This is a genomic window from Alphaproteobacteria bacterium SS10, assembly GCA_019192455.1.
GTDB lineage: Bacteria > Pseudomonadota > Alphaproteobacteria > TMED2 > TMED2 > TMED2.
This window is the reverse complement of record JAHCML010000003.1, coordinates 183,399-208,303: the sequence shown is the minus strand read 5'-3', so window position 1 is coordinate 208,303 and position 24,905 is coordinate 183,399. Positions and strand designations below refer to the sequence as shown.

The 24,905-nt window shown below is 58.2% G+C and carries 24 protein-coding genes; 18 read left to right on the top strand and 6 right to left on the bottom strand.

Annotated features, from left to right (window positions below):
• Window positions 1–7: 7 nt before the first annotated feature.
• Together KI792_01420 and KI792_01415 are read left to right on the top strand one after the other, a co-directional pair.
• Entirely contained in the window at window positions 8–1,078 is a 1,071-nt protein-coding gene (locus KI792_01420; protein ID MBV6631672.1) for a hypothetical protein, read from the top strand.
• Between the two features lie 82 nt (window positions 1,079–1,160).
• A complete protein-coding gene (locus KI792_01415) occupies window positions 1,161–2,006 on the top strand; it encodes a hypothetical protein (protein MBV6631671.1) in 846 nt (281 codons plus the stop codon).
• A gap of 100 nt (window positions 2,007–2,106) precedes the next feature.
• On the opposite strand, the gene KI792_01410 is transcribed toward KI792_01415, so the two are convergent.
• Entirely contained in the window at window positions 2,107–2,814 is a 708-nt protein-coding gene (locus KI792_01410; protein MBV6631670.1) for a CoA transferase subunit A, read from the bottom strand.
• 274 nt (window positions 2,815–3,088) lie between these two features.
• Between KI792_01410 and KI792_01405 the strand changes: the two genes are divergently transcribed.
• Window positions 3,089–3,730, top strand: a complete 642-nt coding sequence (locus tag KI792_01405) for an RNA polymerase sigma factor (GenBank protein ID MBV6631669.1) — start codon at window positions 3,089–3,091, stop codon at window positions 3,728–3,730.
• A 512-nt stretch (window positions 3,731–4,242) separates the two neighbouring features.
• Entirely contained in the window at window positions 4,243–5,940 is a 1,698-nt protein-coding gene (locus KI792_01400; protein MBV6631668.1) for a VWA domain-containing protein, read from the top strand.
• Between the two features lie 57 nt (window positions 5,941–5,997).
• On the opposite strand, the gene KI792_01395 is transcribed toward KI792_01400, so the two are convergent.
• The gene (locus tag KI792_01395) at window positions 5,998–6,174 is read right to left on the bottom strand and encodes a hypothetical protein (GenBank protein MBV6631667.1); all 177 of its coding nucleotides are present in this window, start codon (window positions 6,172–6,174) and stop codon (window positions 5,998–6,000) included.
• 214 nt (window positions 6,175–6,388) lie between these two features.
• On the opposite strand from KI792_01395, the gene KI792_01390 reads away from it, so the two are divergent.
• The 9 genes from KI792_01390 (at window position 6,389) to KI792_01350 (ending at window position 17,679) form a co-directional block, all read left to right on the top strand.
• Window positions 6,389–8,668 carry an NADP-dependent malic enzyme gene (locus tag KI792_01390; protein MBV6631666.1) on the top strand — a complete coding sequence of 760 codons (2,280 nt, stop codon included), beginning with the start codon at window positions 6,389–6,391 and terminating at the stop codon, window positions 8,666–8,668.
• Between the two features lie 178 nt (window positions 8,669–8,846).
• Complete coding sequence (locus KI792_01385) at window positions 8,847–10,385, top strand: PAS domain-containing protein (protein ID MBV6631665.1); 1,539 nt, start codon at window positions 8,847–8,849, stop codon at window positions 10,383–10,385.
• Window positions 10,386–10,722: 337 nt separating this feature from the next.
• Window positions 10,723–11,742 (top strand): substrate-binding domain-containing protein, encoded by a 1,020-nt coding sequence (locus KI792_01380; protein MBV6631664.1) that lies wholly within the window; start codon window positions 10,723–10,725, stop codon window positions 11,740–11,742.
• Between the two features lie 161 nt (window positions 11,743–11,903).
• Entirely contained in the window at window positions 11,904–13,286 is a 1,383-nt protein-coding gene (pstC, locus tag KI792_01375) for a phosphate ABC transporter permease subunit PstC (protein MBV6631663.1), read from the top strand.
• Entirely contained in the window at window positions 13,286–14,632 is a 1,347-nt protein-coding gene (gene pstA, locus KI792_01370) for a phosphate ABC transporter permease PstA (protein ID MBV6631662.1), read from the top strand. The genes pstC and pstA overlap by 1 nt, the downstream gene beginning before the upstream one ends.
• Window positions 14,633–14,643: 11 nt before the next feature.
• On the top strand, window positions 14,644–15,474 hold the full coding sequence (locus KI792_01365; GenBank protein MBV6631661.1) for a phosphate ABC transporter ATP-binding protein: 831 nt from the start codon (window positions 14,644–14,646) through the stop codon (window positions 15,472–15,474).
• Between the two features lie 62 nt (window positions 15,475–15,536).
• A complete protein-coding gene (phoU, locus tag KI792_01360) occupies window positions 15,537–16,301 on the top strand; it encodes a phosphate signaling complex protein PhoU (GenBank protein MBV6631660.1) in 765 nt (254 codons plus the stop codon).
• Between the two features lie 67 nt (window positions 16,302–16,368).
• Window positions 16,369–17,082, top strand: coding sequence for a phosphate regulon transcriptional regulator PhoB (gene phoB, locus KI792_01355; GenBank protein ID MBV6631659.1), 714 nt, complete (start codon window positions 16,369–16,371; stop codon window positions 17,080–17,082).
• Between the two features lie 138 nt (window positions 17,083–17,220).
• Window positions 17,221–17,679, top strand: coding sequence for a cyclic nucleotide-binding domain-containing protein (locus tag KI792_01350; protein ID MBV6631658.1), 459 nt, complete (start codon window positions 17,221–17,223; stop codon window positions 17,677–17,679).
• Here the strand turns inward: KI792_01350 and KI792_01345 are convergent.
• From KI792_01345 to coaBC, 3 genes are all read right to left on the bottom strand, one after another.
• Window positions 17,676–18,407 (bottom strand): HesA/MoeB/ThiF family protein, encoded by a 732-nt coding sequence (locus KI792_01345; protein ID MBV6631657.1) that lies wholly within the window; start codon window positions 18,405–18,407, stop codon window positions 17,676–17,678. The two genes, KI792_01350 and KI792_01345, sit on opposite strands and share 4 nt — an antisense overlap.
• A 23-nt stretch (window positions 18,408–18,430) precedes the next feature.
• Complete coding sequence (gene dut, locus KI792_01340; GenBank protein MBV6631656.1) at window positions 18,431–18,937, bottom strand: dUTP diphosphatase; 507 nt, start codon at window positions 18,935–18,937, stop codon at window positions 18,431–18,433.
• A gap of 65 nt (window positions 18,938–19,002) precedes the next feature.
• Window positions 19,003–20,247: a bifunctional phosphopantothenoylcysteine decarboxylase/phosphopantothenate--cysteine ligase CoaBC gene (gene coaBC, locus KI792_01335; protein MBV6631655.1), complete on the bottom strand. Its 1,245-nt coding sequence runs from the start codon at window positions 20,245–20,247 to the stop codon at window positions 19,003–19,005.
• A 202-nt stretch (window positions 20,248–20,449) separates the two neighbouring features.
• On the opposite strand from coaBC, the gene KI792_01330 reads away from it, so the two are divergent.
• A complete protein-coding gene (locus tag KI792_01330) occupies window positions 20,450–20,662 on the top strand; it encodes a hypothetical protein (GenBank protein MBV6631654.1) in 213 nt (70 codons plus the stop codon).
• Window position 20,663: 1 nt separating this feature from the next.
• On the opposite strand, the gene KI792_01325 is transcribed toward KI792_01330, so the two are convergent.
• A complete protein-coding gene (locus KI792_01325) occupies window positions 20,664–21,521 on the bottom strand; it encodes a class I SAM-dependent methyltransferase (protein ID MBV6631653.1) in 858 nt (285 codons plus the stop codon).
• A 76-nt stretch (window positions 21,522–21,597) separates the two neighbouring features.
• On the opposite strand from KI792_01325, the gene mutM reads away from it, so the two are divergent.
• The 4 genes from mutM to rpsT all read left to right on the top strand — a co-directional run bounded on the left by mutM (window position 21,598) and on the right by rpsT (window position 24,366).
• Complete coding sequence (gene mutM, locus KI792_01320) at window positions 21,598–22,461, top strand: bifunctional DNA-formamidopyrimidine glycosylase/DNA-(apurinic or apyrimidinic site) lyase (protein ID MBV6631652.1); 864 nt, start codon at window positions 21,598–21,600, stop codon at window positions 22,459–22,461.
• 89 nt (window positions 22,462–22,550) lie between these two features.
• Entirely contained in the window at window positions 22,551–22,949 is a 399-nt protein-coding gene (locus tag KI792_01315) for a hypothetical protein (GenBank protein MBV6631651.1), read from the top strand.
• 59 nt (window positions 22,950–23,008) lie between these two features.
• Complete coding sequence (locus tag KI792_01310; GenBank protein MBV6631650.1) at window positions 23,009–23,785, top strand: enoyl-CoA hydratase; 777 nt, start codon at window positions 23,009–23,011, stop codon at window positions 23,783–23,785.
• A gap of 317 nt (window positions 23,786–24,102) precedes the next feature.
• A complete protein-coding gene (rpsT, locus tag KI792_01305) occupies window positions 24,103–24,366 on the top strand; it encodes a 30S ribosomal protein S20 (GenBank protein ID MBV6631649.1) in 264 nt (87 codons plus the stop codon).
• Window positions 24,367–24,905: the final 539 nt, after the last annotated feature.

Below are 24,905 nucleotides of genomic sequence, written 5' to 3'. Positions count from 1 at the left end.
GATCATCATGGGCCGCTACACGGACTACATAACTGATGAGCCCGGTTACCTGGATCAGGTAGGCGAGGCGTTGCAGCGCAATTTGGTTGAGGCCGCCGCCAATGCGGAGCTCGACGTGACCGAACCTGTGCTCAATCTATTGCCCAGCGTGCGCAACGATTTACCCGTGCGCGGCCCACAAATCCGTATTGTGACCGGCAATGCCATTCCCGATCTCGCAACCTCAACCGGCAGCCTAGCCAAGGATCGGTTGATTGCCTTCAATCGTCAGGTACGCCTCGCCAATTGGACCAGCGACATCTTAGCTGATCCCAAGATTGCGACAGCGGTTGCCCAATCACGGCAGACCCAACTGCAGGTGGAGCGGCTGAAGAAGAGAGCCAGCCTCCAAGAAGCGCTAGCGATTAGGGCGGGTGAGAAGGTCCTTAACGAGGAGATGATCTCGGCCGCCTATGTCGACGGTTTCGATGCCATGGTGAATATGCGTCAGATGGCAGCCGATCACGGCGCCTACGGGCCAGTGGCCGAAGCTCTGCGCGAAGACCCCAAACAGTTCGGCAAGATGAAGAGATCACTCGTACTCTCTCGCTTCTTCCCGTCATTGGCTGGCGTCACCCCGGCCAAGTATATGCAAACGACCATTGCTGATCGGCTTGAGGACGCGGGCGCCCGCCAGACCTTTGCCGACAATGCGCGCCTATCGGCCGAGGACTGGATTAAGCGGCAGCCGATTAATCGACGCCTCTTAGCATTCGCGCGCCGGGCCGAAAGCTTCCTCCGTATCGTCGAGCGGGAGCGGTTTACGGAAATGGCCGAAGACATCGCCACCCATCAGATGGTTGAGGATCTAACCGCCAAAGATCCGGTTGGTGCGCTTCAGCTGGTGGCAGCAAGGCTGCAAGAACCAAATGTCGGAACGGTATGGAAAGATATGGCCCAGGGCCTTGCCGAGCATGTTCGCGATGATCCGTATTTGGCTGATCTTGCAGAAAGCCGCGGCATCCTCCCAGAACTGCATCTGCCGCGTGATGCACGCAAGATGCCACCGCCTCCGGGACTTAACCGGCGCGCTGCTTAACCCGCTATCCAGCGTTTGATTGCATTGAGAGCAGGCATCGCTAAAAGGCTACCAACCTGATTATCAGAACCGGATATGTGCCATGAACCCGTTGCTGAGCCCAGACCTGACCAATGCGTTGACCGATAGCGTGATCGACGCTGCCAAGGCGGCGGGCCTTCCGGTGCCCTCCACGGTTAGCCGCCTGCACAGCAATGGCAGCCCACATCACCCCAATCTTTGGCACCGGGCCCAGGGTGCCGCCAACCGGGATACCACCATCGCCCCCAGCTATCGTAAGCGTGCGCTTGCGGATCTGAAGCATCTGACCGATTGGGCGGTCAGCCTGCGTGATAGTGCGCCGGTTCAGGCCTCCCTAACCCATGAACGCGGCCAGCAGCAGCGCCATAAAGCGGCAACCAGCACCGCCGCCGGCAAAAGCATGGCTGGCGGTATGAATGTGGCGATGGCCATCGACGATGCCATCAAGCTGTTTGTTCTGGAGAAGGTTTTCGAGGAACCAAAGATCGCCCGCGCCAACATTCAGGCAGATCTGGCCAAACACGATGATCCGGCCGCTGTGATCGCCCAGCTTGAAAGAACACCGGATGTCTATGGTGAGGTTCTGGGCAATCGGCGTTTTGGCACCAATAGTGGAACACGCCACAATGCCCTGGTCACCATTCGTGAACAGATGGTGCGCCCCATCAAGACAGCCCTGGCCGAGGCCGGCGCATCAAACCCAGCACAGCCTAGGGATCTGCCAGACCCGGCCGCACCGATACGGGTAAACCACCATCTGCTCGCCTTTGATGACCGGGTGACCAAGCTTGCCGAAACCCATGCCGCCCTAATGCGCACAGATATTGAGCGGGATATCCAAGAACAGCCAGCTGGTGGTTATTGGGCTGGCCATGCCGGTCCACCAAAACGGCGCCCCGGCGCGTAGCGAACCCAGCGCCTAGCGAACCCAGCGCCTAGCCCCGAATAGAAAAAGGCACGCTGTCACCAGCGTGCCTTTTCACTAACTTTATATGTGCGTCTAACGCTTAGGCGGCGTGACGATCACGGGTCGTGCGCTGCTCAATCCGCTTCTCATGCTCACCCTGGATCATACGCTTCACGAAGATGCCTGGGGTATGGATGTGATCGGGATCGATCGCACCTGGCTCAACCAGTTTCTCAACCTCTGCGACGCAGATCTTACCGGCGGTTGCCATCGGCGGGTTAAAGTTCCGCGCGGTCTTGCGGTAAACGAGGTTGCCCTCAGTATCCCCGATATAAGCCTTCACGATGGAGAGATCCGCGACCAGACCGGTCTCCATGATGTACTTCTCGCCGTTGAACTCACGCTCTTCCTTGCCTTCAGCCACCTTCGTGCCGACACCGGTCTTGGTGTAGAAGGCGGGGATGCCAGCACCGCCAGCGCGGCAACGCTCAGCCAGGGTGCCTTGTGGGTTGAACTCAAGCTCAAGGTCACCGGCAAGGAACATCTCAGCGAACAGCTTATTCTCACCGACATAGGACGAGATCATCTTTTTGATCTGGCGGGTCTCCAGCAGACGGCCAAGGCCGAAGCCATCAACGCCCGCATTGTTTGAGATGAATGTGAGCCCCTTCACGCCGCTCTCACGGATCGCCTCGATCAGGTTTTCCGGAATACCGCAGAGGCCAAACCCACCGGCCATGATCACCATGTCGTCGTGTAACAGGCCAGCTAGGGCCTCGGTCGCATTGCTATAAACCTTCTTCGCCATGGGATCCTCGATCGGTTTTGAGTAATTGGGTGCAGTGCAAAATCTGGCCTGGGGTTTAGCGGTATCCAAATAGGGCGTCAACTTGTGGGCGACCCGGGTCACCACCGCAAAAGTGAAAAATCGACAATTTGACCCCAAGGATTGGCGATGACGGGTCGTCCGAGGCAGTATGAGAACCGCGACGATCATCCCGTTGCCCGATTTGGCAGGGTCAGGGCCAGCACTCACTGGCCTACCAGACCGGCAAATGGATGGGCGGCAAAAGGGAACCAATATGGCGGATGGCGAGGGGCCACCCACCTCAACGAGCTTAAGCAAGCCGGGCCCAACTGATTGGCGACAATCGGACTGGCCGGATGACAAGCTGATCAGCGCGGCCGTGAATGGCGACCGCGATGCTTTTGGCTGCCTGATTGACCGCCATTATGACCGCATCTATCGCCTCGCCTATGGCTGGATGGGCCAGCGGGAGGCGGCAGAGGACGCGGCCCAGGATGTGGTGGTTAAGCTGGTGAACGCCCTGCCCAAATTTGGCGGGCAATCAAAATTTACGACCTGGCTGCATCGGCTGGTGCTGAATCACCTTCATGATATTGCCCGGAAGAATAAGCGCCGGCGGATTGACCCGGGCGTTGTGTTTGAAGACTTGCAGATCGCCGCCAATGAAATGGCAACGGATGATGCCTTGGCCTCCCGTCGCGCCCTGGCCGCGGTGAATGACCTGCCTGAGAAGCTGCGCGATGCCGTCCTCCTCGTCCATTGGGAGGGGATGACCCATGAGGCAGCGGGCCAAGTTCTTGGCTGTAAGGGTGGCACCGTGTCTTGGCGTCTTAACGAGGCGAAGACCAAGCTAAGCGAGTTACTAGGGGAACCGATCGAGAAGCGGGACAGTGCCCGCGGGAAAAGCAAACCATGACTAAAGATCGGCGAGACCACGAATTAGACGCCTTGCTCGGCGGTGCGGAACCACCCGCACCCTCTGACGCTGCGCGAGAGAAGGCCATGTCGGCGGCCATGTCGGCCTTTGATGCCGTACAGGAAGCCAAGGAAGAGCAGGCTAAAGCCGCCCTGCATCAGGGCGCTGACGAAAAAACTTTTGCAGATATCCAAGCATCCGAACCACAGCCACGTCAGAGGTCCCGGGAACAACGGGGTCGTCGTGGTTGGTCCGGGCTTTTCAAACGCCGTCCGGGAACACGTGACCCAGAACAGGAGTCACGACCCATGCGCACCTACTCTTACCGCAACCGATACGCCATCGCCGCCACTGTACTAGCCGCGCTGGCGACACCCTATGTGCTGACAGGCAAGATTATCCCTGGCGTTGACCAGGATTTGGCTTCACTTCTTCCGACATCCTCAACTGCCAGTCAGCGACCACCACCTATCTCGGCACGTGGAGCAGATCCCACACTCGAGCGACAACGGATGGCTGCATTGAGAGCTCGAGAGAATGAGCGTCTTTCATCGCAGATACCAACCAATAGCCTCAAGGGCATGCGGTTGCGCGAGCAGCTTCTGGTTCAGAATGCACAACCAAACGCAATAGCTGAGAGCTTTGATAGCGCTCAGCTAAACCATGTGGCGCCGACCAATAACCTTACGGTCGCGCCGAGCCCAAGTAGACAGGAGATTATCGGCAACCGTGATCGGTTTGAGGCGGCACCGGTCAACCCGTTCCAGCAAACCAAGCAGGAGCCGGTCTCCACCTTCTCAATCGATGTGGACACAGCGTCCTACAGCTTCGTCCGCCGTACTCTCCGTGGCGGGCAATTGCCGCCTCCTGAGGCCGTGCGGATTGAAGAGATGGTCAATTATTTTGACTATAGCTATTCCACACCGTCGGATCCAGCCACGCCGTTTGAACCAACGGTTGCAGTCTATCCCTCACCTTGGAACCAAGGCACGCAGATCCTGCATGTCGGGATTAAGGGCTATGAGGTGCCGGTCGCTGAAAAGCCTCGCTCAAACCTGACCTTCTTGATCGATACCTCCGGGTCCATGACCTCGGCCGATAAGCTGCCATTGCTGCAGCAGTCCCTGCGGATGATGGTTGAGCAGCTAAACCCCGACGATACGGTGGCCATCGTCGCCTATGCCGGGAATGCTGGCACGGTGTTGGAGCCAACACCGATCAGTGAACGCAGCCAGATCTTAAGGGCGATTGATCGCCTGGCCGCTGGCGGCTCCACCGCCGGGGGTGAGGGTATCCGACTGGCCTATAAGCTGGCGCGGCAGAACTTCGATGATGATGCGGTCAATCAGGTGATCATCGGTACCGATGGCGACTTTAATGTTGGCATCACCGACCCCAATGCGCTGCAGGACTATATCGAGGCTGAACGTGCCAGCGGCGTGTTCCTGTCGGTGCTGGGCTTCGGTCAGGGCAACTACAATGACGCGCTGATGCAGCGCCTAGCCCAGAATGGCAATGGCTTTGCCGCCTATATCGATACGGCGGACGAGGCGCGGAAAGTTCTGGTTGATGAGCTGACCAGCACGCTGGTGCCAATCGCCAAGGACGTCAAAATCCAGATCGAGTTCAACCCAAACCAGGTCTCAGAATACCGCCTGGTCGGTTATGAAAGCCGTATGTTAGCGCGTGAAGATTTCGACGATGATCGGGTTGATGCAGGCGAGATTGGCGCTGGCCACACGGTGACCGCCCTCTATGAGATTGTGCCGGTTGGTGCGCTGGTCGCTGAGCGTGGGCAGCAAGAGAGCCTGCGTTACGCCGATGCCTACTCAACAGCAAATATCCTCCAGCAACGCGCTGAACCTGAACCAGCCGAGCTAAGCGAAGCGTTGAGTGGTGAACTTGGGTTCCTGAAACTGCGCTACAAGCTACCGAATGAGGACACCTCCCGCCTGATCACTCGGCCAATCCAATCCGATGAAGCCCAGTCGATCGAGAGCACCGGCCAAGACGTGCAATTCGCCGCGGCGGTGGCGGGCTTTGCCCAGCTACTGCGCCGCAGCTCAGCGGTTGAACGTGGCTTTGACTATGGTGATGTTGAGCGCTTGGCTCGACGCAGCGAAGGGGCAGACCGCTCCGGCCGCCGCGCTGAGTTCTTAAGCCTGGTGCAACGTGCCGCCGAGTTGAGCAACCAGGGGCGCTATCGCTAGGCAACGTCAGATCAGATGAATGACTTTAGGGGTCGGGGCCAGCTTGGTTCCCGGCCCTTACTTATTGGCGAGATCAGAGAGCGCGATCTCATCGGCAGAACGACCATCGGCAAAGACATAAATCAGGGCTTGGACCACACCGAAGGTAATCAACCCAACAATGATGACCCGGACCACGAAGCCGTTGCGGGCACGATGGACCCGGTTCTTTGCGTCTTTTGTCTGCTTTGCCATCTCAATATCCAACCACAGCCTGTCTCGGGCGTGCCTGCCACAGCCTACCACCAAACCCATTTCAGATATGCAGTGAGTCTGGTGGAAACCAGCTTTACGGGTTACCTGCAGCGCGCTAACACGGTCAATGATTTCTGTGATGGCCAAGGCGTGGCCAAAGCAGCACCGAATAAAAAGCCAAAAACAAACGACCTACCGGGACGGGCGCTAAGCGATGAGTGACGAAACAGGACAAGTGCGAGTAACCGATGAAGAGGCACTCGCCCTCCATGCTAAGGGCCGCCCTGGCAAGCTGGAGATCACGGCCACCAAGCCAATGGCGACCGGCCGCGACCTGTCCCTCGCCTACTCACCCGGTGTGGCTGCCCCCTGCCTGAAGATCGCCGAAGATCCGTCAGACGCCTACAAATACACCTCCAAGGGGAACACGGTTGCCGTAATTTCTAACGGTACGGCTGTGCTTGGCCTTGGCAATCTTGGTGCCCTCGCCTCCAAGCCGGTGATGGAAGGTAAGGCAGTTCTGTTCAAGCGCTTTGCTGATATCGATGGCCTCGACATTGAGGTCGACACCGAAGACGTAGATGAGTTCGTCAATTGCGTCCGCTTCCTCGGCAAAAGCTGGGGCGGTATTAACCTTGAGGATATCAAGGCGCCCGACTGCTTCATCATTGAGCAGCGCCTGCGTGAGGTCATGGACATCCCGGTGTTCCACGACGACCAGCATGGCACCGCAATTATTGCCGCAGCCGCCCTGATCAACGCACTGCAGATTACCGAGCGCGACATCAAAGACGCCAAGATGGTGATCAATGGCGCCGGCGCCGCCGCTATCGCCTGTGTTGAGCTGTTCAAGGCCATGGGCATGCCCCATGACAATGTCATCCTCTGCGATACCAAGGGCGTTATCTATCAGGGCCGTGAAGCGGGCATGAACCAGTGGAAGTCCGCCCATGCGGTCGCCACCGACCTACGCACCCTGGATGAGGCCGTTGAAGGCGCTGATATCTTTGTCGGTGTCTCGGTTAAGGGCGCGCTGACCAAAGAGATGGTCGCCAAGATGGCCGAGAAGCCAATCATCTTCGCCCTCGCCAACCCTGATCCAGAAATCACGCCGGAGGAAGCGCGCGAGGCACGGGCCGACGCCATCGTTGCCACCGGTCGGTCCGACTATCCGAACCAGGTCAATAACGTCCTCGGCTTCCCCTATATCTTCCGGGGTGCCCTCGATGTGCAGGCGCGTGAGATCAATGACGCGATGAAGATTGCCGCCGCTGAGGCTATCGCCGATTTGGCACGCGAGGATGTGCCTGAAGAGGTGGGTGAGGCCTATAGCGGCCGCCACCTGCAATTCGGGCCGGATTATCTGATCCCCGTGCCATTTGACAGCCGCCTGATCGTTAAGATCCCTGAGGCTGTTGCCCAGGCCGCCATGGATACCGGGGTGGCGAACAAGCCGATCCCGAATATGTGGCAGTACCGGCATGAGCTTAAGAACCGCCTCGACCCAACCGCGGGCTCGCTGCAGGACATCTTCAACAAGCTTAAGGAAGAGCCACGCACCGTGGTCTTCGCCGAGGGGGAGGAAGAGCAGACAATCCGCGCGGCTGTGGATTATGCCAATGCCGGGTATGGCAAGGCCATCCTGATTGGTCGCGAAGAAGGCGTCGCGACCACCATGCGCCGCATGGGCCTTAACCCAGAGCAGGATGGCATTGAGATCCACAATGCCCGGCTTAGCGACAACAACGACGCCTATACCAAGTTCATCTATCGCCGCCAGCAGCGGCGCGGCGCGCTCTACCGCGATTGCCAACGCATGGTGAACCAGAACCGGAACGTGTTTGCATCCGCCATGGTTGCCCATGGTGATGCCGATGCCATGGTCACTGGCCTTACCCGCGCATTCTCCGTCTGCATCGACGATATCAAGCGGGCGGTCAGCACCCGACCGAACCAGGTCGTCTTTGGTCTGTCCATTATGGTGCGCCGGAACCGGACGATCTTTATCGCCGACACCCTGGTACATGAGACGCCAACCGCCCAACAGCTGGCCGATATGGCCATTCAGGCAGCGGCGAAGGCCCGCCGCCTGGGCCATGAGCCACGGGTCGCCCTACTCTCATTCTCAAACTTCGGCCAACCACTGCATGAGCGTGCGGACCGCATCCGGGAGGCCGTCGCGATCCTCGGCGCACGTGAGGTGGACTTTGAGTTCGATGGTGAGATGTCGGCCGATGTGGCGCTCGACTATGATCTGATGAAGCGCCTCTACCCGTTCTGTAACCTGACCGGGCCGGCCAATATCCTGATCATGCCGGGGCTCCACACCGCCAATGTCAGTGCGAAGTTGCTGCAGAAGATGAGCGCCTCAACCCTTCTTGGCCCACTGCTGCTTGGCCTTGAGCAGCCCGCACAGGTGGTACAGATGGGTGCAACGGTATCAGACATCGTCAACGCCGCTGCCCTCGCCGCCTTCCAGGCATCAGAGAAATAGTAGACTTTTCCGGACCTTAACCGTCATCGAACCGTCATTTGACCTGACCAGTTCCCAGGTTCAGGATGGGGGATCGGGTGCTATAAGGTTGGGCGGATGCCCGCCTAGCACGTTACCTAACACATTGATTTAGAATTGTGTTTCTGGGCGCATGACTGAAAACAAACGCTCTTTGACCATGTTGCAGACGCTGATGGCGCTGGGGCTAATGACGCCCCTAGTGCTGGTTCTGCTTGTCCTGGTTGCGTGGGGCGAGATCGGCTTGACTCCGGCGGGCGTGATTATCGGTGCCGTGTTCCCGGGCATGATGCTGATGCTCTGGGTCTATGGACGGCAGTTGCAACGCCTGTCTAGCCACCTGACCCGGCTGGTCACACCTGGCTCAGCTGAGGATGAGAGCGATCCAGAAGCGCCCACGCGGCTTGAGACGGATGAGAGCAACCCATGGTTGCCGCAGCTACGGCGCTTATACCGTCGGATCGCTGCCAATGATGTGATCTTCGATGCGATCCCCGATCCGGTCCTCCTGCTTGATGCTGAGCGTCGGATCACGCAGGGGAATGCCGCCGCCATCGCCCTATTCGGCCATCCAACCATCGGCCGGGATATCACCGTCGCTTTGCGCAACCCCGACGTCCTGCAGGCCGTGGATGGCGCCCTGGCCAAGGGTGAAGAGAAGCGAATTGAATTTGCCCTAACCGGCCCGGTCCCACAGATCTTTGAGGCACGGGTTACCCCGTTTGGCCACCGGATGCGCCATGTGGTGGATGCCGAACGTGCCGAGCGTCGTCAGCGCATCGCCGATGGTAAGGAAGGGGCGGACGCAAGCCTGCATCAAGCCTATGACCCGTTCGGGTCGGTCATGCTGACGCTCCACGACATCACCGCCGTTCGCCGGTCAGAGCAGATGCGCGCCGACTTTGTTGCCAATGCTAGTCATGAGTTGCGTACCCCGCTTGCTTCCCTGCTTGGCTTTATTGAGACCCTACGGGGACCAGCCCAGGATGATGGTGAGGCGCGTGGCCGTTTCCTTGGCATCATGGCAGACCAAGCTAGCCGCATGGCCAAGCTGGTCGAGGAGCTGCTTTCCCTCTCTCGTATTGAGACAGATGAGCACCGCCCACCAACCGACCCGGTCGATATGGGCGAAGTCCTTCAACGTGTGGCAGCGGGCCTGGAGCTGCGGGCCGCCGGCCGAAAGATGAAGATTGAACTGGTTGGGGAGGATGACTTGCCACCCATGGCCGGTGATGGTGACCAGCTGGCCCAGGTGTTCCAGAACCTGATTGATAACGCGATCACCTATGCCGACCCTGAAACCAGCGTGACGGTCACGGCCAAGTCCCATGAACCCGCCAGCGCCGTGGCCAGGCAAATGGGCGGCGGTAGCGATACGCCGCTAATTGAGATTGCAGTGCAAGACCGTGGCCCAGGCATCCCGCGTGAGCATCTGCCCCGCCTAACAGAACGCTTCTATCGTGTGGACCCAGCGCGCAGCCGCGCGGCCGGCGGCACCGGCCTTGGCCTCGCCATCGTGAAGCACATCATTAACCGGCACCGCGGCCGGTTAAGCGTTGATAGTGTGGTTGATGAGGGCAGCACCTTCACAATCTACCTGCCTGCGCTGGAATTTGAGGGCGATCAGAAGGCGGCTGAAGCGCCGCCTGACTCTGCCGACAAAGAGGAAGATCAGACCGCAAAGGCGGTGGCGGAGTAGCGCATTCCTGCGGCCTGAAGCGGATAATCAATTTGGTTGACTACTAAATTGTGGATTGGCTAAAACCGCTAGCTAGATGAAAATGTTTACCTTTTCGGAAGCTGACGTGTTTCAGATATTGTTTGCGCGATCTTGTCATAAATCTGAAATCTATCCTTCATAAATAGGCAATGAGTAGGGGGATAGGTTCCGCCCGCGCACAGATTTGTGCTGGCTAAAAAGCGCTTGGGCTTTTGCCTAAAATGCATCGATAGCCAGGCAGGTAGTGCACCCACGGATGACGCGGCCCCTTGCCCATAAACCCTTGCCGCGCATCGATTTTTTTGGAGGTTCAGCAATGAACAAGGCACTTGTCTTCGGCGCCGCCCTCGTGGTTGCCGGCTCTTTCGGTCTAGCTGATGCGGCAAATGCACAAAGCCGCGACCGGATTAGCATCGTCGGTTCGTCAACCGTCTTCCCTTTCTCCACCGCTGTCGCTGAAAACTTCGGCCGCCTGACAAACTTCCCAACCCCAAAGGTTGAGAGCACCGGTTCCGGTGGTGGTTTGAAGCTGTTCTGTGCCGGTGTTGGCACCCAACACCCAGACATCACCAACGCTTCCCGTGCGATCAAATCCTCAGAGGTTGAACGTTGCGCTAGCAATGGTGTCGAGGACATCACCGAGATCAAGATTGGTTTTGACGGTATCGTCTTCGCCAATTCCAAAGAAGCTGCCCGCTCTTCCCTAACCCGTGAGCAAATCTTCCTGGCCCTGGCCGCTGAAGTGCCACAGGACGGTAAGCTGGTTGCTAACCCTTACCAGCTCTGGTCCGAAATCGACCCAGCTCTGCCAAACAAGGCAATCGAAGTGCTTGGCCCACCGCCAACCTCCGGTACCCGCGACGCGTTTGTTGAGCTGGTCATGGAAGAAGCTTGCGAAAGCTTGCCCGAATACGCTGACAATGGCGATGCCTGCGCAGCGGTTCGTGAAGACGGCGCCTATGTTGAAGCGGGTGAGAACGACAACCTGATCGTTCAGAAGCTGAACGCCAACAAAGAAGCCTATGGCATCTTCGGCTTTAGCTTCCTCGATCAGAACTCTGACAAGCTTCAGGGCTCACTCGTCGATAACACCGAGCCAACTTTCGACAACATCGCAGCCGGTGACTATCCGGTTTCGCGCTCCCTCTTCTTCTATGTGAAGAACGCCCATGTTGGCGTGATCCCAGGCATCGAGGAATACCTCGCTGAGTTCACCTCAGAGCGTGCCATGGGTGAGGAAGGTTACCTGTCTGAGCGGGGCCTGATCCCACTGCCAGCAGCAGACCGCAATGAAGAGCGCCTGGACGCTGCCAACCTGCGGGCTCTCGGCAGCTAATCGGCTTTCGCCAACTAGCAAGAAACTCGGATACGGGGCCGTGCCAAATGGGCGGCCCCGCTTCCCCATAAAACCAAAAGAACAACAAGACGGCATAAGCCGCAGCAAACAGAGCCTCGCGTTGTTAGGCGCCAGGCCCAACTTGGATCGGAAATCCGGCCATGTCCGCCACTATCTTGATCGCTATCTTGCTGATCATCGCGGCTTTCGCCTACCAGACCGGACGCCAACGCGCCTTTGCTGTCGCGGGCAACAAGCGGTCCGTTTTGCATTCCCTGCCCGTCTATCACGGCAGCTTCATGCTGGTTTGGGTGCTTCTACCCGCCATTGCCGTGCTGGGCATTTGGACGGCGATCCAATCCACTGTCGTTGATTTCCTAGTGCTGGACCAGCTGGGCCCAGCCTATGCCGATCTCTCACTCAGCGATCGCAACATAACCCTGGCCGAAATCCATAATCTGGCCAGTGGCGATTTCAATATGGATCAAGCGGCGCCAGAGATTGCCGCCGCAGCTGAGCTGCACAACCACTTATCAGCCTTGGGGCGCTGGCTCTCGACGGCCGTCGTCTTGGGCCTTGCGGCCGCTGGCTTTACCCTGGCACGCCGCCAGATTGGCACCCGGTTTCGCGCCCGCCAGCAGGTTGAGCGCGTGGTTGACGTGCTGATGCTGGCTTGCTCAGTCATCGCCATCCTGACCACCATCGGGATCGTGCTGTCGCTGCTGTTTGAGGCCTTACGCTTCTTCGTGCGGGTGCCGTTTTATGAGTTTCTATTCGGCCTGCAGTGGAGCCCGCAAACGGCCCTACGCGCCGATCAGGTTGGTTCCTCCGGCGCCTTTGGCGCAATCCCACTTTTCGCTGGCACGCTTCTAATCAGCTTCATCGCCATGATGGTGGCGGTGCCAATCGGCCTGTTCGCCGCGATTTACATGGCAGAGTTCGCCGATCGGCGGACCCGTTCAATCGCCAAGCCTGTGCTTGAGGTTCTGGCCGGTGTTCCCACCGTGGTCTACGGCTTCTTCGCTGCCCTTACCGTGGCGCCGGTTTTCCGGGGCTGGGGTGATGCGGTTGGCCTTGATGTCTCATCGGAATCTGCCTTGGCCGCCGGGATGGTGATGGGGATCATGATCATCCCCTTTGTCTCCTCCCTCTCAGATGACGTGATCAATGCGGTGCCCCAATCCCTGCGCGATGGCGCCTATGGCTTGGGCGCCACCAAGGCCGAAACGGTGACACAGATCATCTTGCCAGCCGCCCTGCCAGGCATTGTCGGCGCGATCCTTCTCGCCGTTAGCCGGGCAATTGGTGAAACCATGATCGTGGTTATGGCCGCTGGTCTCGCCGCCAATCTGACCGCCAACCCGCTTGAGGCAGTGACGACAGTGACTGTCCAGATCACCACCCTGCTGGTCGGGGATCAGGAGTTTGACAGCGCCAAGACCCTGTCGGTCTTCGCCCTTGGCCTAGTGCTGTTTATCGTCACCCTCTGCCTCAATGTGGTCGCGTTGAAGATCGTGCAAAAGTATCGGGAGCGTTACGAATAATGACCGCCAATATCGCCGATACCGCTTACATCCGTTTCGTTCCCACCGGCGTCCGACACGCCGTTGATCGGGGCCCAGGCTCGCCCAGCTTCACCGATGGTTTGAAGAAGCGTCGCGCTAAGGAACGGAATCTCATTTTGGCAGGCCAGGCGGCGATCCTGATCGCCGTTGCCATGCTGATGACCCTAATGGTCAGCATCGTTTCCAAGGGCTATAGCGCCTTTGGCCAAACCGAGCTGCAGCTTGAACTCTACCTGGAAGAGGGCTTGATTGACCCGAATGGCAATCGCGATCCGGAAACGATCCTGCGCGCCAATTACCAATCAATCATCCGAACCAGCCTTCGGGCAATCTTCCCCGATGTGTCTGGCCGCACCGACCGGCGCCTACTGAACAATATCGTTAGTAACGCAGCGCAGTTTGAGCTGGCGCGTATGGTGGTCGACAATCCCGACTGGATTGGAACAAAGCGGGTGATCTCGCTTCCCGCCTCAGATGATATCGATCAGCTGATGAAGGGTAAGATCGATGCGAGCCTGCCTGAGGATTCCCGCCGGGTCTCAGATAAGGAAGTGGCCTGGATCGACACGCTTCGAGAGCGTGAGCAGATCGGCATCACCTTCAACACCCGCCTATTCACCAATGCGGATAGCCGCGATCCGGAGGTTGCGGGCATCTTGGGCGCCGTCATGGGCTCCCTCTTCGCGCTAATGATCTGCTTCATGATCAGCTTCCCATTAGGTGTTGGGGCAGCGATCTATCTGGAAGAGTTCGCACCGAAGAATAAGTGGACGGATATTATCGAGGTGAACATCAACAACCTCGCCGCGGTCCCATCGATCATCTTTGGGCTGCTGGGCTTGGCGGTGTTCCTAAACACCTTTGGCTTGCCCCGGTCTGCACCGCTGGTTGGCGGTATGGTGCTCGCACTCATGACCTTGCCGACGATCATTATCGCCTCCCGTGCGGCGTTGAAGTCGGTGCCCCCCTCCATTCGTGAGGCTGCACTGGGTCTTGGCGCATCAAGGCATCAGGTGGTCTGGCATCATGTTCTGCCGCTAGCCCTGCCTGGCATGCTGACCGGCACCATCATCGGCATGGCCCAGGCGCTGGGTGAGACGGCACCGCTGCTGATGATCGGCATGGTTGCCTTTATCGCCGATGTTCCAGGCAGCATCACCGACCCGGCCACAGCCCTCCCGGTACAAATCTATATTTGGGCCGATAGCCCAGAGCGCGCCTTCACTGAGCGGACTTCCGCCGCGATCATGGTGCTGCTCACCTTCCTGATCACCATGAACGCCGCCGCTGTCTGGCTGCGCCGTAAACTTGAACGCCGCTGGTAAGGATTAGAACCATGAGCCAAGCTGCTATCGATTACACACAGACCCAGGACAATGTGGTGCCACCCGCGCCGCTGGCCCTCGCAACCGTGCCCAAGATGATCTGCCGGGATGTGCACGTCCATTATGGCGATGCGCACGCCCTTAAAGGCGTCGACCTGGATGTGAATGAGCAAGAGGTGCTGGCACTTATCGGGCCATCGGGCTGTGGTAAGTCAACCTTCCTGCGCTGCCTGAACCGGATGAATGACACCATCATCGGTGCGAAGGTTACGGGCTCAATCACCCTGGATGGGCAGGACATTCACAGCCCCAACCTAGACGTGGTTGAGCTGCGGGCTCGGGTCGGCATGGTGTTCCAAAAGCCAAACCCCTTCCCAAAGTCGATCTATGACAACGTCGCCTATGGCCCCCGTATCCACGGCCTAACCGACAGCAAGGCTGAGCTGGACCATGTGGTTGAGCGGAGCCTGACCCGCGCTGGTTTATGGAATGAGGTGAAGGATCGTCTGCATCAGCCTGGCACTGGCCTCTCCGGTGGTCAGCAACAGCGTCTGTGCATCGCCCGCACGATTGCGGTCAGCCCCAGCGTCATTCTGATGGATGAGCCCTGCTCGGCCCTCGACCCAATCGCCACGGCGAAGATTGAGGAATTGATCCACGAGCTTCGGGCCAACTTCACCATCGTCATCGTGACCCACAACATGCAGCAGGCCCAACGGGTGGCCCAGCGCACCGCCTTCTTCCACCTCGGCACCATGGCCGAGTTGCGGCCGACCGCTGAGCTGTTCAATGATCCGCAGGATGAGCGGACAAAGGGCTACATCACTGGCGATTACGGTTAAGCCGCACAGCCACCAGATGAAGACCTTGCGCTTTACCAAATCGGACGATACCGATGGGATACATGGCCCGCACCAAACGCACAGTTCCTAACCCCACCAAAGACATCGCCCGGCAAGAGCCGAATGCGGTGCTGTCACCGCTGGTCATTCGCATGGCGGGTGAGGCGGAGAACCAGGTTGAACTGGCCGTTGGCACGGTGATGCGCCGGGATACCAGTGCGGCCGAGCGGGTGTCAGCCAATGACCGTATCCTGGATGATCTAGAGCACCGGATTGATGAAGAGGCGCAAAAGCTGCTGATGGCCCAGCAGCCGAGCCAGACTGACCTTCATGAGATTCTGGGCGCCATGCGCATTGCCGGCGATCTTGAGCGGATTGGCGATTATGCCGCCAATATCGCCAAACGGGTTCGCCCCTTAGCTAGCTTTAGTGATCTGCCGCGGGTTGGGGCCGTCGAACGCATGGGCCGCCTGGTTCGTGAGCTCTTGAGCGCGGTTGTAAACGCCTATAGCCGCCGTGATTTGGCCGGGGCGATCGATGCCTGGCACCGGGATGAGGATCTGGATGACCTCTACACCAGCCTGCATCGTGAAGTTCTGACCTACATGCTGGAAGACCCCCGAAATATCACGGGTTACATCCATCTTTTGTTCATCGCCAAAAACCTTGAGCGGATTGGCGATCATGCGACCAATATTGCCGAAGTAGTGCATTTGATGTTGAGCGGTGAACCGTTCGACAAGGCCCGCCCAAAAGGCGATGACACCAGCTATCAGCTGGTGCGCCCAGGGCAGAAATCGGCGTTGAAGGATAGTGAGAACACCTAGTCGTCAATGCAGGTGACGATAAGTTTAGGGACGATAAACCAATCTGGTGGGAATTGGGGTAGGACCGATGAATGACACGCTAAAGCCTATTGTACTGATCGTTGAGGATGAGGCCGATATCGTTACCCTCCTCCAGTACAACATTGAGAAAGAGGGTTTCCGCACCATCGTCGCCAATGATGGCGATGAGGCACTGATGGTGATCAAGGAAACCACACCGAACATCGTCCTCCTGGATTGGATGCTGCCGCTGACCTCAGGCATTGAGGTCTGCCGGCAGATGCGCCGCAATCCCAAAACCCGGGATGTGCCGATCATCATGCTGACCGCCCGCGGTGAAGAGGCGGATAAGGTGCGCGGCCTGAACGCTGGCGCCGATGACTATATCGCCAAGCCATTCTCCGTCGCTGAGCTCATCGCCCGGATGCGGGCCGTGATGCGCCGGTCTAGCCCGGCCACCGCTGATGAAGCGCTGGAATTCTCAGACATCGTCATGGATCTGGCAGCCTTTAAGGTGAAGCGCGGTGAGCGTGATGTTCACCTTGGCCCGACCGAGTTCAAGCTGCTGCGCCATTTCATGACCTATCCCGGCCGGGTATTCAGCCGCGAGCAACTGCTCGATATGGTCTGGGGACAGGATGTCTATGTTGAGCCACGGACCGTGGATGTGCACATTCGGCGGCTGCGCAAAGCGCTCAATGATGGCGGTGAGCCAGACATCATCCGGACCGTCCGGTCGGCCGGTTATGCGCTAGATGCCACCAATAAGGTGGATGCCTGAGACGGGCCCAACCCACTAAAACGAAAGACTTTTCGCCTTACGCGTGAAATGCCTCGCAATTTGCGGTACCATCCGTGGCGAGGCGTTTTACAAAAGGCAGCTTATGGCTTTCGAGCATAAGTCACTGTCATCGCGGCCATGATCGGCGCGATTGGCACGGCCATCCTGGACCGTCGTTGGTTTGCTACGGGGCGCAATGTGTGTCAGGCGGGCGATCAAGCGGACGCGTTCTGGATGATCCTAAACGGAACCGCACTCCTCTCCATTGGCGAGGAGCCTGGCGCGCGTGTGATTAAATCCGCGGGCAGCCTTTACGGCGACATCGAGTGTCTTCTCGATATCCCCTATGAGGGCACGTTGACCGTGACCTCACCTGAAGGGTTGGAGGCCGCCCGCCTGTCTCCAGCTAAGCTCAAAGAGAACATCAGCGGCGCGCCTAAAATGGTGCAGGCATGGGTGCAACTGAATGCGTTGCGCGTCTTGAAGTCAGGACGGCAGTTTCACGCCGATGCGCAAGCGCTCAATGAGTGCCATAGCCTGATCGATGGGTTGGAAGAGATGTTGGACGAGTTATTGGCCGAAGAGCCAAAGAACTAGAGCCGCGTTTCAAACACGTTGCCGTAGAGGCCATCCACATTGATGATCCGCCCAATCGGCGTTTCACCGGCTCCGGTGATGAGCTTAACTGCGACCATCGCTTGCCAGGCGCCGATGATCCCGGCGATTGCGCCTAAGACACCAGCCTCTGCACAGGCAGGCAGAGCGTCTGGTGGTGGCAGCTCTGGGAACAGGCGACGATAATCTGGCGCACTCTCAACCCGTGGGTCGAAGACGGCGACCTGCCCCTCAAACCGGATAACGGCGCCCATAACCCAGGGGGTCTTGAGCTCCGCGCAAGTGTCATTGATCGCATAGCGCGTGGTAATGAGGTCGGTTGCATCAACCACCACATCATGCCCATCCAGAAGCGTGGTCGCGTTCTGATCGGTAAGGCGGGTATTCTGCTGCTCAATCTCACAGCGGCTGTTCAAGGCATTCAGACGAGTGCTGGCTACCTGCACCTTGGGCTTGTCCAGATCAGCTTCCGTAAACAGCACCTGCCGCTGCAGATTACTAAGATCGACCGTATCGTCATCGATCAGCGTTAGGGCGCCGACACCGGCCGCGGCCAGATACTGGGCCGCCGCACTGCCGAGGCCACCGACACCAACTACTGCGACGCGTGAAGCGGCCAGCCGCTGCTGACCAGCACCACCAAGCTCGGGTAGCACCACATGGCGCGCATAGCGTATCGCCGGGTCGTGAATGTCGATTGTGTCACTCATAATGAACCTACAGATCCATCTAGTTACTTATCAGAAGCTCGTTCCCGGACATTCGCCGGATGCTGTACGCCGGTGGAGCCAAAACCACCCGCGCCACGATCGCTTTCTGCGAGTTCAGCGACACGCTGCCAACTAACAGGCATATAGGCCGCGATCACCATCTGGGCAATCCGCATGCCCCGGGTGATTTCAAAGTCCTGATCCCCATGGTTAATCAGGATGACCCCAACCTCACCCCGGTAATCACTATCGATTGTACCAGGGCTATTCAGTGCCGTGATCCCGTGCTTTAGGGCCAAACCAGAGCGTGGGCGAACCTGTGCCTCATACCCGGCCGGCAGGGCAATCGCGATACCGGTTGGGATCAACCCACGGGCGCCAGGTGCCATGGTAACCGGCGCGTCAACGGCGGCGAGCAAATCCATGCCAGCGGCACCGCTAGTGGCAAAAGCAGGTAGACCAAGATCTTCAGCATGGTCCAGCAGTCGGACAGGAATGTTAAGTGGCTGGGCAGCCCAATTCGGTGACATAGATCGGAATATCTTCATGCGGGGACCGGCAGGCGCCAGTCAGTGGAGAGAACTCAAAGGTAGGTTTAACCCGATTGGGCAGCAAAGTAAGCGGTGATTTGATCGGTTAGGCGGGTGGCCACTTCAGCCTTGGACATGCGGGGCCAATCCTCCGCCCCGCCATCGCGGGTCAGGAAGTGAATGCTGTTGCTGTCACCGCCAAAGGTATCGGTCCCGGTGCCAACATCATTGGCCAGCAACCAATCGCATCCCTTGCGCTCAAGCTTGGCCTTCGCATGCTCGGCCACCTTCTCAGTCTCGGCAGCGAAGCCTATGACGAGGCCAGGGCGATGTTCATTGCGCTGACTAAGCCGGGCCAGGATGTCTGGATTTTCAGTCAGCTCAAGGCTGGGGGGAGCATCACCGTTCTTCTTCAGCTTCTGCTCACCCGGCGAGGCGGCGCGCCAATCAGCCACGGCAGCCGCGCAGACAGCAATATCGGCAGGCAGGCCGTGTTCACAGGCGGCCAGCATCTCCTCTGCCGTTTCAACTGACCTGTGAACCACACCGGCTGGAATTGGCTGTGTTGTTGGACCAGCGACTAGGATTGTTTCAGCCCCAGCACGCTGCAGGGCTTCGGCAATCGCATGCCCCTGCTTACCTGACGAGTGATTAGAGATGTAGCGGACGGGGTCCAATGGCTCGCGGGTGGGACCACTGGTGACAATCGCCCGCCGCCCCGCCAAGGCGAGGGAGGCGCCAAGCAACTTCTCAGCTGCGGCGACAATCTCAAGCGGCTCAGCCATACGCCCAGACCCGGTTTCACCACAGGCCATGTCGCCGCTACCGGGCCCAACCTGGTACAGGCCCCGCGCCTTAAGCGTCGCCACATTCTCTTGGGTCGCCGGGTTTGCCCACATCATCTGGTTCATGGCCGGTGCCAACAAAATCGGCTTATCAGCCGCCAAGAGTGTTGTTGTGGCCAAATCCTGAGCCAGCCCCTGAGCCATCTGCGCCATGATATTGGCGCTGGCCGGGGCGATGATAATTAGGTCAGCCTCACGAGATAACCTGATATGCCCCATCTCGCTCTCATCCTTGAGGGACCAGAGATCGGTATAAACTTGGTTTTCTGATAGGGAGGCGACGGAAAGCGGTGTGATGAACTGCGCCCCACCTTGGGTCAGCACGCCGCGCACATCCGCCCCTCGCTCACGCAGGCGGCGGATCAAATCCAGCGATTTGTATGCCGCAATACCGCCAGCGATAACCAGCAGGATCCTGCGGCCAGCAAGGGTTTGGGCTATGTCTGCGCTCTCAATGGAACTCATCGACCGGGGGCCTTAACACCATCGGGGGAACTCTATATTCGCCCGTATCTTCCTATAGTTAGGCGCCAAACACCATCATACAACGCGGTATGGCCCATGCTTTACGCTGGTCACCCACATCAAAAACAGATACCTTCAATTTTAGACAAGTGCTGGATTTGCGCGTAACGCAGAGCCAGCGCGGATGATGAGAGGGTTCATCATGACTGGTTTACCACCGGGGCTTCAGGGCCTCGCAGGCGATATCAACGCGGCAAGTGGCGGCTCTTCCGATAAGGGTGCCGAGATTAATGCTGCGTCTGATCTGGTTGATGTGAACGCCTGGCGTGGCGTTAAACGCCTAATGGGCAGCATCTCAAGCGCGCTCGGTGGGGACAGCGATCCGCTTGGCCCCTCACCAATGCGCAGGCGCTAAACTAGATCCGCCAGCCGCTGTGAATAGCGGCGATCCCCGCTGACAGATTTTCATACCGCACCCGATTAAGGCCGGCCGTTTGCATGCGTCCGGCCAATTCTTTTTGGCTTGGGAACTTACGGATGCTCTCAACCAGATATTGGTAGCTTTCCCGATCACCCGCGATCGCGGAGCCAAAGCGCGGGATGAAGTTGTAAGAATATGCATCATACAGCTTGCGCAGCATCGGCTGGGTAACGCGGCTGAACTCAAGACAGAAGAAACGACCGCCGGGCTTCAGTACCCGGTGGGCCTCGGCCAGTGCCGCATCAATATCGGTGACGTTTCTGAGCCCGAATGAGATCGTGACCCGGTCAAAGCTGCGGTCCGGAAACGGTAAGCTCTCAGCATTGCCGCAGCTCCAACGCACCTGATGTTCCAACCCACGATCCAATGCACGGTCGCGGCCAACGGCCAGCATTGATGGGTTAATGTCGCAGATATTCACCGGCGGCTTCAAAACAGCGTCGCCCGCACCCTGCTCACGCTGGGCCAAACGGCGCAGCCGCTCAACAATCGCAAAGGCGATATCGCCGGTGCCGCCAGCCAGATCGAGCACAGCCATACCGGGCCGCAGGCCAAGGCTGCGGACAAACCGCGCCTTCCAAAGCCGATGGATGCCGCCGGACATGACATCATTCATCAGGTCATAACGGCTGGCCACGCTGGCAAACACATCGCCGACAAGCTGGGTTTTCTCATCAGCCGTGACCCGGCGCTCGCCAAAATGGGTTTCGATATCCCCGGTTAGGCGCTGCGGTTGTTGATCGCTCACTTGCTCACCCCTTTTTGGGTGTCCATATTCCACACGGCTGTCCATATCGCGCGGCCGTCGCGCGAACACCAGCGTAAATTTTGTCTCACGCCTTAGCATCCCCGAACATCAATAGATCACCATGCCTGAGTTACCCGAAGTTGAGACGGTGGGCCGCGGCCTATCAAATGCCGTGCTGGGCGCCACCATTGCAGAGGTTGATCAAAGGCGGCCGGACCTGCGCTGGCCCATGCCGGAAAATCTGCCCGCCCGCCTGGCTGGGCGCCGTTGGGCAGACATAACGCGGCGTGGCAAATACCTGCTGATCACCATGGATGATGGTCAGGTCATGCTGCTGCATCTGGGTATGTCGGGGCGCATGGTCATCCTAAAGCCAGGACACAATGCGCCGCCGCCGGAGAAACACGATCACGTCGTGTTCGATTTCACCGATGGCCACCGGGTTGTGTTCAATGACCCGCGCCGGTTTGGCGCCTTGCTAATGGCCGATGATGTGACGGCAATGGCAGAGCACAGCTTGCTCGCCGGCATGGGGCCAGAGCCGTTCGATCCTGCCTTCACGGCGGAAAGCCTCAGCGCGTCAATCGAGGGCCGGCGCAGCCCGATAAAAACCACCCTGCTGGACCAGAAGGTCGTGGCCGGTCTCGGCAACATATATGTGTGTGAGGCACTGTTCCTGGCACGGATCAGCCCGCGCCGCCTCGCCCATACGGTGGCGGGTGAAAGGGCAAAGCGCTTGGTGCCAGCCATCCGCGCTGTATTAACCGATGCGATCAAGGCGGGCGGCTCAACCCTGCGCGACTATGTTCAGGCCACGGGTGAGCTTGGCTATTTCCAGAAGCAGTTCGCGGTTTACGACCGGGAAGGTGAGCCGTGCCAGCAATGCGATGGCTGCCTGTTAAAGCCAGGCGCCCCGGCACCGCCGGTTCAGCGAATTGTGCAGTCTAACCGCTCCACCTTCTTCTGTGGTCACTGCCAACGATGACCCACCAGGCAACCGACCAACTGAAGTTGCTGGACCATTATGTTTTGCGGGCATTGTGTTCGAGCGGGGCAGAGGGTAATCAGCAGAGCATGAATTTACGCCGCACCCGCTTCCGCCATACCATCGCAGCACTGGCCATCACCTTGATGGCGCTGCCTGGCCTCGCCCATGCATTAGACTATGTTGAGGGGTTTGATGCCCTGCCACTAATGCCGGGCCTCGCACCGAGTGCGGCTGGCAGCCTGATCTTCGATAAGCCCGACGGCCGCATTTTAGAGGCGGTATTAATCGGCCAGGTGAGCGCCAGCGACACCTTTTCCTACTACGAACCGACACTCAGATCCCTTGGCTGGGAAGCCGTGGACGAAAGCGGTGCAGAGCGCCACTACCGTCGCGGCGTTGAGAACCTACAGCTGCTTTATCAAGAAGGTGCGGGCACAGCACCGGCACAACTGATCCTGCGGTTGAACCCAGCCCCCGCCAATTGAACGACCAAACCGACAAGACGTCTTAATAGACACGTCGCCATACCGATAAGGAAACACCCATGGCTTATGAAACCATTCTGACCAGCACCGATCATGGTGTCGGCGTTATCACCCTGAACCGACCGAAGGCACTGAACGCCCTATCAACCACCCTGATGCGTGAACTGGGCCAAGCCCTACAAGAGTTCGATGGCGATGATGCTGTCGGTGTGATCCTGATCGCGGGCAATGAGAAGGCCTTCGCCGCAGGTGCTGACATTAAAGAGATGGCTGAGCGCGACTTCATTGATGTCTATGGCTCGGACTTCATCACCTCAGAGTGGGAAACCATCCTGCAGATCCGTAAGCCGGTGATCGCAGCGGTCGGCGGCTATGCCCTGGGCGGTGGTTGTGAGCTTGCCATGATGTGTGACTTCATCATCGCCAGCGACAACGCCAAGTTCGGCCAACCTGAGATCAATATCGGCATTATCCCAGGCTCCGGTGGCACCCAGCGGCTAACCCGCGCGGTTGGCAAGGCCAAGGCCATGGAAATGTGCCTAACCGGCCGGATGATCGATGCGGAGGAAGCAGAGCGCGCTGGCTTGGTCAGCCGCATCGTCCCAGGTGATGAGCTGATGGATGAGGCCATGTCCGTCGCGCACAAGATTGCCAAGCTGTCCCGCCCATCCACCATGATGTGTAAGGAAGCGGTGAACGCCGCGTTTGAAACCACCCTACGCCAGGGTGTGATGTTTGAACGCCGCCTGTTCCACTCCCTGTTTGCCACGGATGACCAGAAGGAAGGCATGTCCGCCTTCATCGAAAAAAGGCAACCGAATTTCAAGCACCGGTGATACCAACAGGTCAGGCTGTTTTGGGTCGCTGGTAACGGTGGCCCCGCAGGCCAATCATTCGTCCAAGAATGAAATCGGATGGATGGGCAAGTCGTTGACGGATTTAACTTCACCCGGCATGTCCACGTTATCCCCGCTTTTCGTCCCTTGACGCCTGATTACGGCTTGCATATAACCCCAGCCTCACTGGAATTCGGGGCAGATGTGCCCCACACCGGCAGTGCGATAGAGCCCGGCTATTGGGCGTTGTTGGCGGTAGGTCGCCAAACGCTCAAAGGTTTTTGTCGCCCCGGCTTTTTGTTTGGAGTTTTGAAACCATGGCAAACCACAAGTCTGCCAAGAAACGTATTCGTCAGACCGAGCGCCGCACCGCTGTGCGCCGCATTCGGATCAGCACCATCCGCACCTATGTGAAGCAGGTGGAGCAAGCCATCAGCGGTGGTGACCAATCAGCTGCTCAAGAAGCACTGAAAGTCGCTCAACCACACATGCAATCAGGCGTGACCCACGGCGTTCTGCACAAGAACACCGTAGCCCGGAAGATCTCCCGCCTGGCTCAACGCATCAAGAAAATGGCTTGACGGCGAGCGCCAAATAGGGCTCACTGTTACCTATAAAGTTTAAGTAAAACAGCTCGCTGCAATTCGCGGCGAGCTGTTTTTTATTTGGTTATTATTTTACGTTTTTTAAAAGCGTTCTGAAAAAATATTTATGTGTTCTGTTTTCGTCCCATTGCCTTTTTCCGGACAAGACGCTTTACTCAAACTGTCGCAGCGAGAGGTTGTTCACCAACCGCGGCAACCCATCGGGAAGGGTGGGTTAAAACCAATAACCGTTATAACAGGCCGGGACTTAATGACTTCGCTATAAAAAATTGGCGAAACATTAATATTCACCCAAACCTGTAATTTTAATTCGCCCTTTAGCGGAGCGCTTTTCTGCGGCCTTATTTTGCCTTTATTGGCAATGACTTGGTCATTATTTGAAAGCGCTTCTACTGGGAAGGAAAGGACGAGCTGATGGGGCAATCCAACGATCGACCAACCGCCATATCTGCCACCAGTAGCAGTCTTGGGTATAAGCCCAAGGATGCGAGTAGGCACCGGTATCGACCGCTTGA

Excerpts from the sequence above, each read along its gene's own strand:
- KI792_01420 (MBV6631672.1), top strand. The coding sequence starts at position 8 with ATGGGCCGCTACACGGACTACATAACTGATGAGCCCGGTTACCTGGAT.
- KI792_01415 (MBV6631671.1), top strand. The coding sequence starts at position 1,161 with ATGAACCCGTTGCTGAGCCCAGACCTGACCAATGCGTTGACCGATAGC.
- KI792_01410 (MBV6631670.1), bottom strand. The coding sequence starts at position 2,814 with ATGGCGAAGAAGGTTTATAGCAATGCGACCGAGGCCCTAGCTGGCCTG.
- KI792_01405 (MBV6631669.1), top strand. The coding sequence starts at position 3,089 with ATGGCGGATGGCGAGGGGCCACCCACCTCAACGAGCTTAAGCAAGCCG.
- KI792_01400 (MBV6631668.1), top strand. The coding sequence starts at position 4,243 with ATGGCTGCATTGAGAGCTCGAGAGAATGAGCGTCTTTCATCGCAGATA.
- KI792_01395 (MBV6631667.1), bottom strand. The coding sequence starts at position 6,174 with ATGGCAAAGCAGACAAAAGACGCAAAGAACCGGGTCCATCGTGCCCGC.
- KI792_01390 (MBV6631666.1), top strand. The coding sequence starts at position 6,389 with ATGAGTGACGAAACAGGACAAGTGCGAGTAACCGATGAAGAGGCACTC.
- KI792_01385 (MBV6631665.1), top strand. The coding sequence starts at position 8,847 with ATGTTGCAGACGCTGATGGCGCTGGGGCTAATGACGCCCCTAGTGCTG.
- KI792_01380 (MBV6631664.1), top strand. The coding sequence starts at position 10,723 with ATGAACAAGGCACTTGTCTTCGGCGCCGCCCTCGTGGTTGCCGGCTCT.
- pstC (MBV6631663.1), top strand. The coding sequence starts at position 11,904 with ATGTCCGCCACTATCTTGATCGCTATCTTGCTGATCATCGCGGCTTTC.
- pstA (MBV6631662.1), top strand. The coding sequence starts at position 13,286 with ATGACCGCCAATATCGCCGATACCGCTTACATCCGTTTCGTTCCCACC.
- KI792_01365 (MBV6631661.1), top strand. The coding sequence starts at position 14,644 with ATGAGCCAAGCTGCTATCGATTACACACAGACCCAGGACAATGTGGTG.
- phoU (MBV6631660.1), top strand. The coding sequence starts at position 15,537 with ATGGCCCGCACCAAACGCACAGTTCCTAACCCCACCAAAGACATCGCC.
- phoB (MBV6631659.1), top strand. The coding sequence starts at position 16,369 with ATGAATGACACGCTAAAGCCTATTGTACTGATCGTTGAGGATGAGGCC.
- KI792_01350 (MBV6631658.1), top strand. The coding sequence starts at position 17,221 with ATGATCGGCGCGATTGGCACGGCCATCCTGGACCGTCGTTGGTTTGCT.
- KI792_01345 (MBV6631657.1), bottom strand. The coding sequence starts at position 18,407 with ATGAGTGACACAATCGACATTCACGACCCGGCGATACGCTATGCGCGC.
- dut (MBV6631656.1), bottom strand. The coding sequence starts at position 18,937 with ATGTCACCGAATTGGGCTGCCCAGCCACTTAACATTCCTGTCCGACTG.
- coaBC (MBV6631655.1), bottom strand. The coding sequence starts at position 20,247 with ATGAGTTCCATTGAGAGCGCAGACATAGCCCAAACCCTTGCTGGCCGC.
- KI792_01330 (MBV6631654.1), top strand. The coding sequence starts at position 20,450 with ATGACTGGTTTACCACCGGGGCTTCAGGGCCTCGCAGGCGATATCAAC.
- KI792_01325 (MBV6631653.1), bottom strand. The coding sequence starts at position 21,521 with ATGGACAGCCGTGTGGAATATGGACACCCAAAAAGGGGTGAGCAAGTG.
- mutM (MBV6631652.1), top strand. The coding sequence starts at position 21,598 with ATGCCTGAGTTACCCGAAGTTGAGACGGTGGGCCGCGGCCTATCAAAT.
- KI792_01315 (MBV6631651.1), top strand. The coding sequence starts at position 22,551 with ATGAATTTACGCCGCACCCGCTTCCGCCATACCATCGCAGCACTGGCC.
- KI792_01310 (MBV6631650.1), top strand. The coding sequence starts at position 23,009 with ATGGCTTATGAAACCATTCTGACCAGCACCGATCATGGTGTCGGCGTT.
- rpsT (MBV6631649.1), top strand. The coding sequence starts at position 24,103 with ATGGCAAACCACAAGTCTGCCAAGAAACGTATTCGTCAGACCGAGCGC.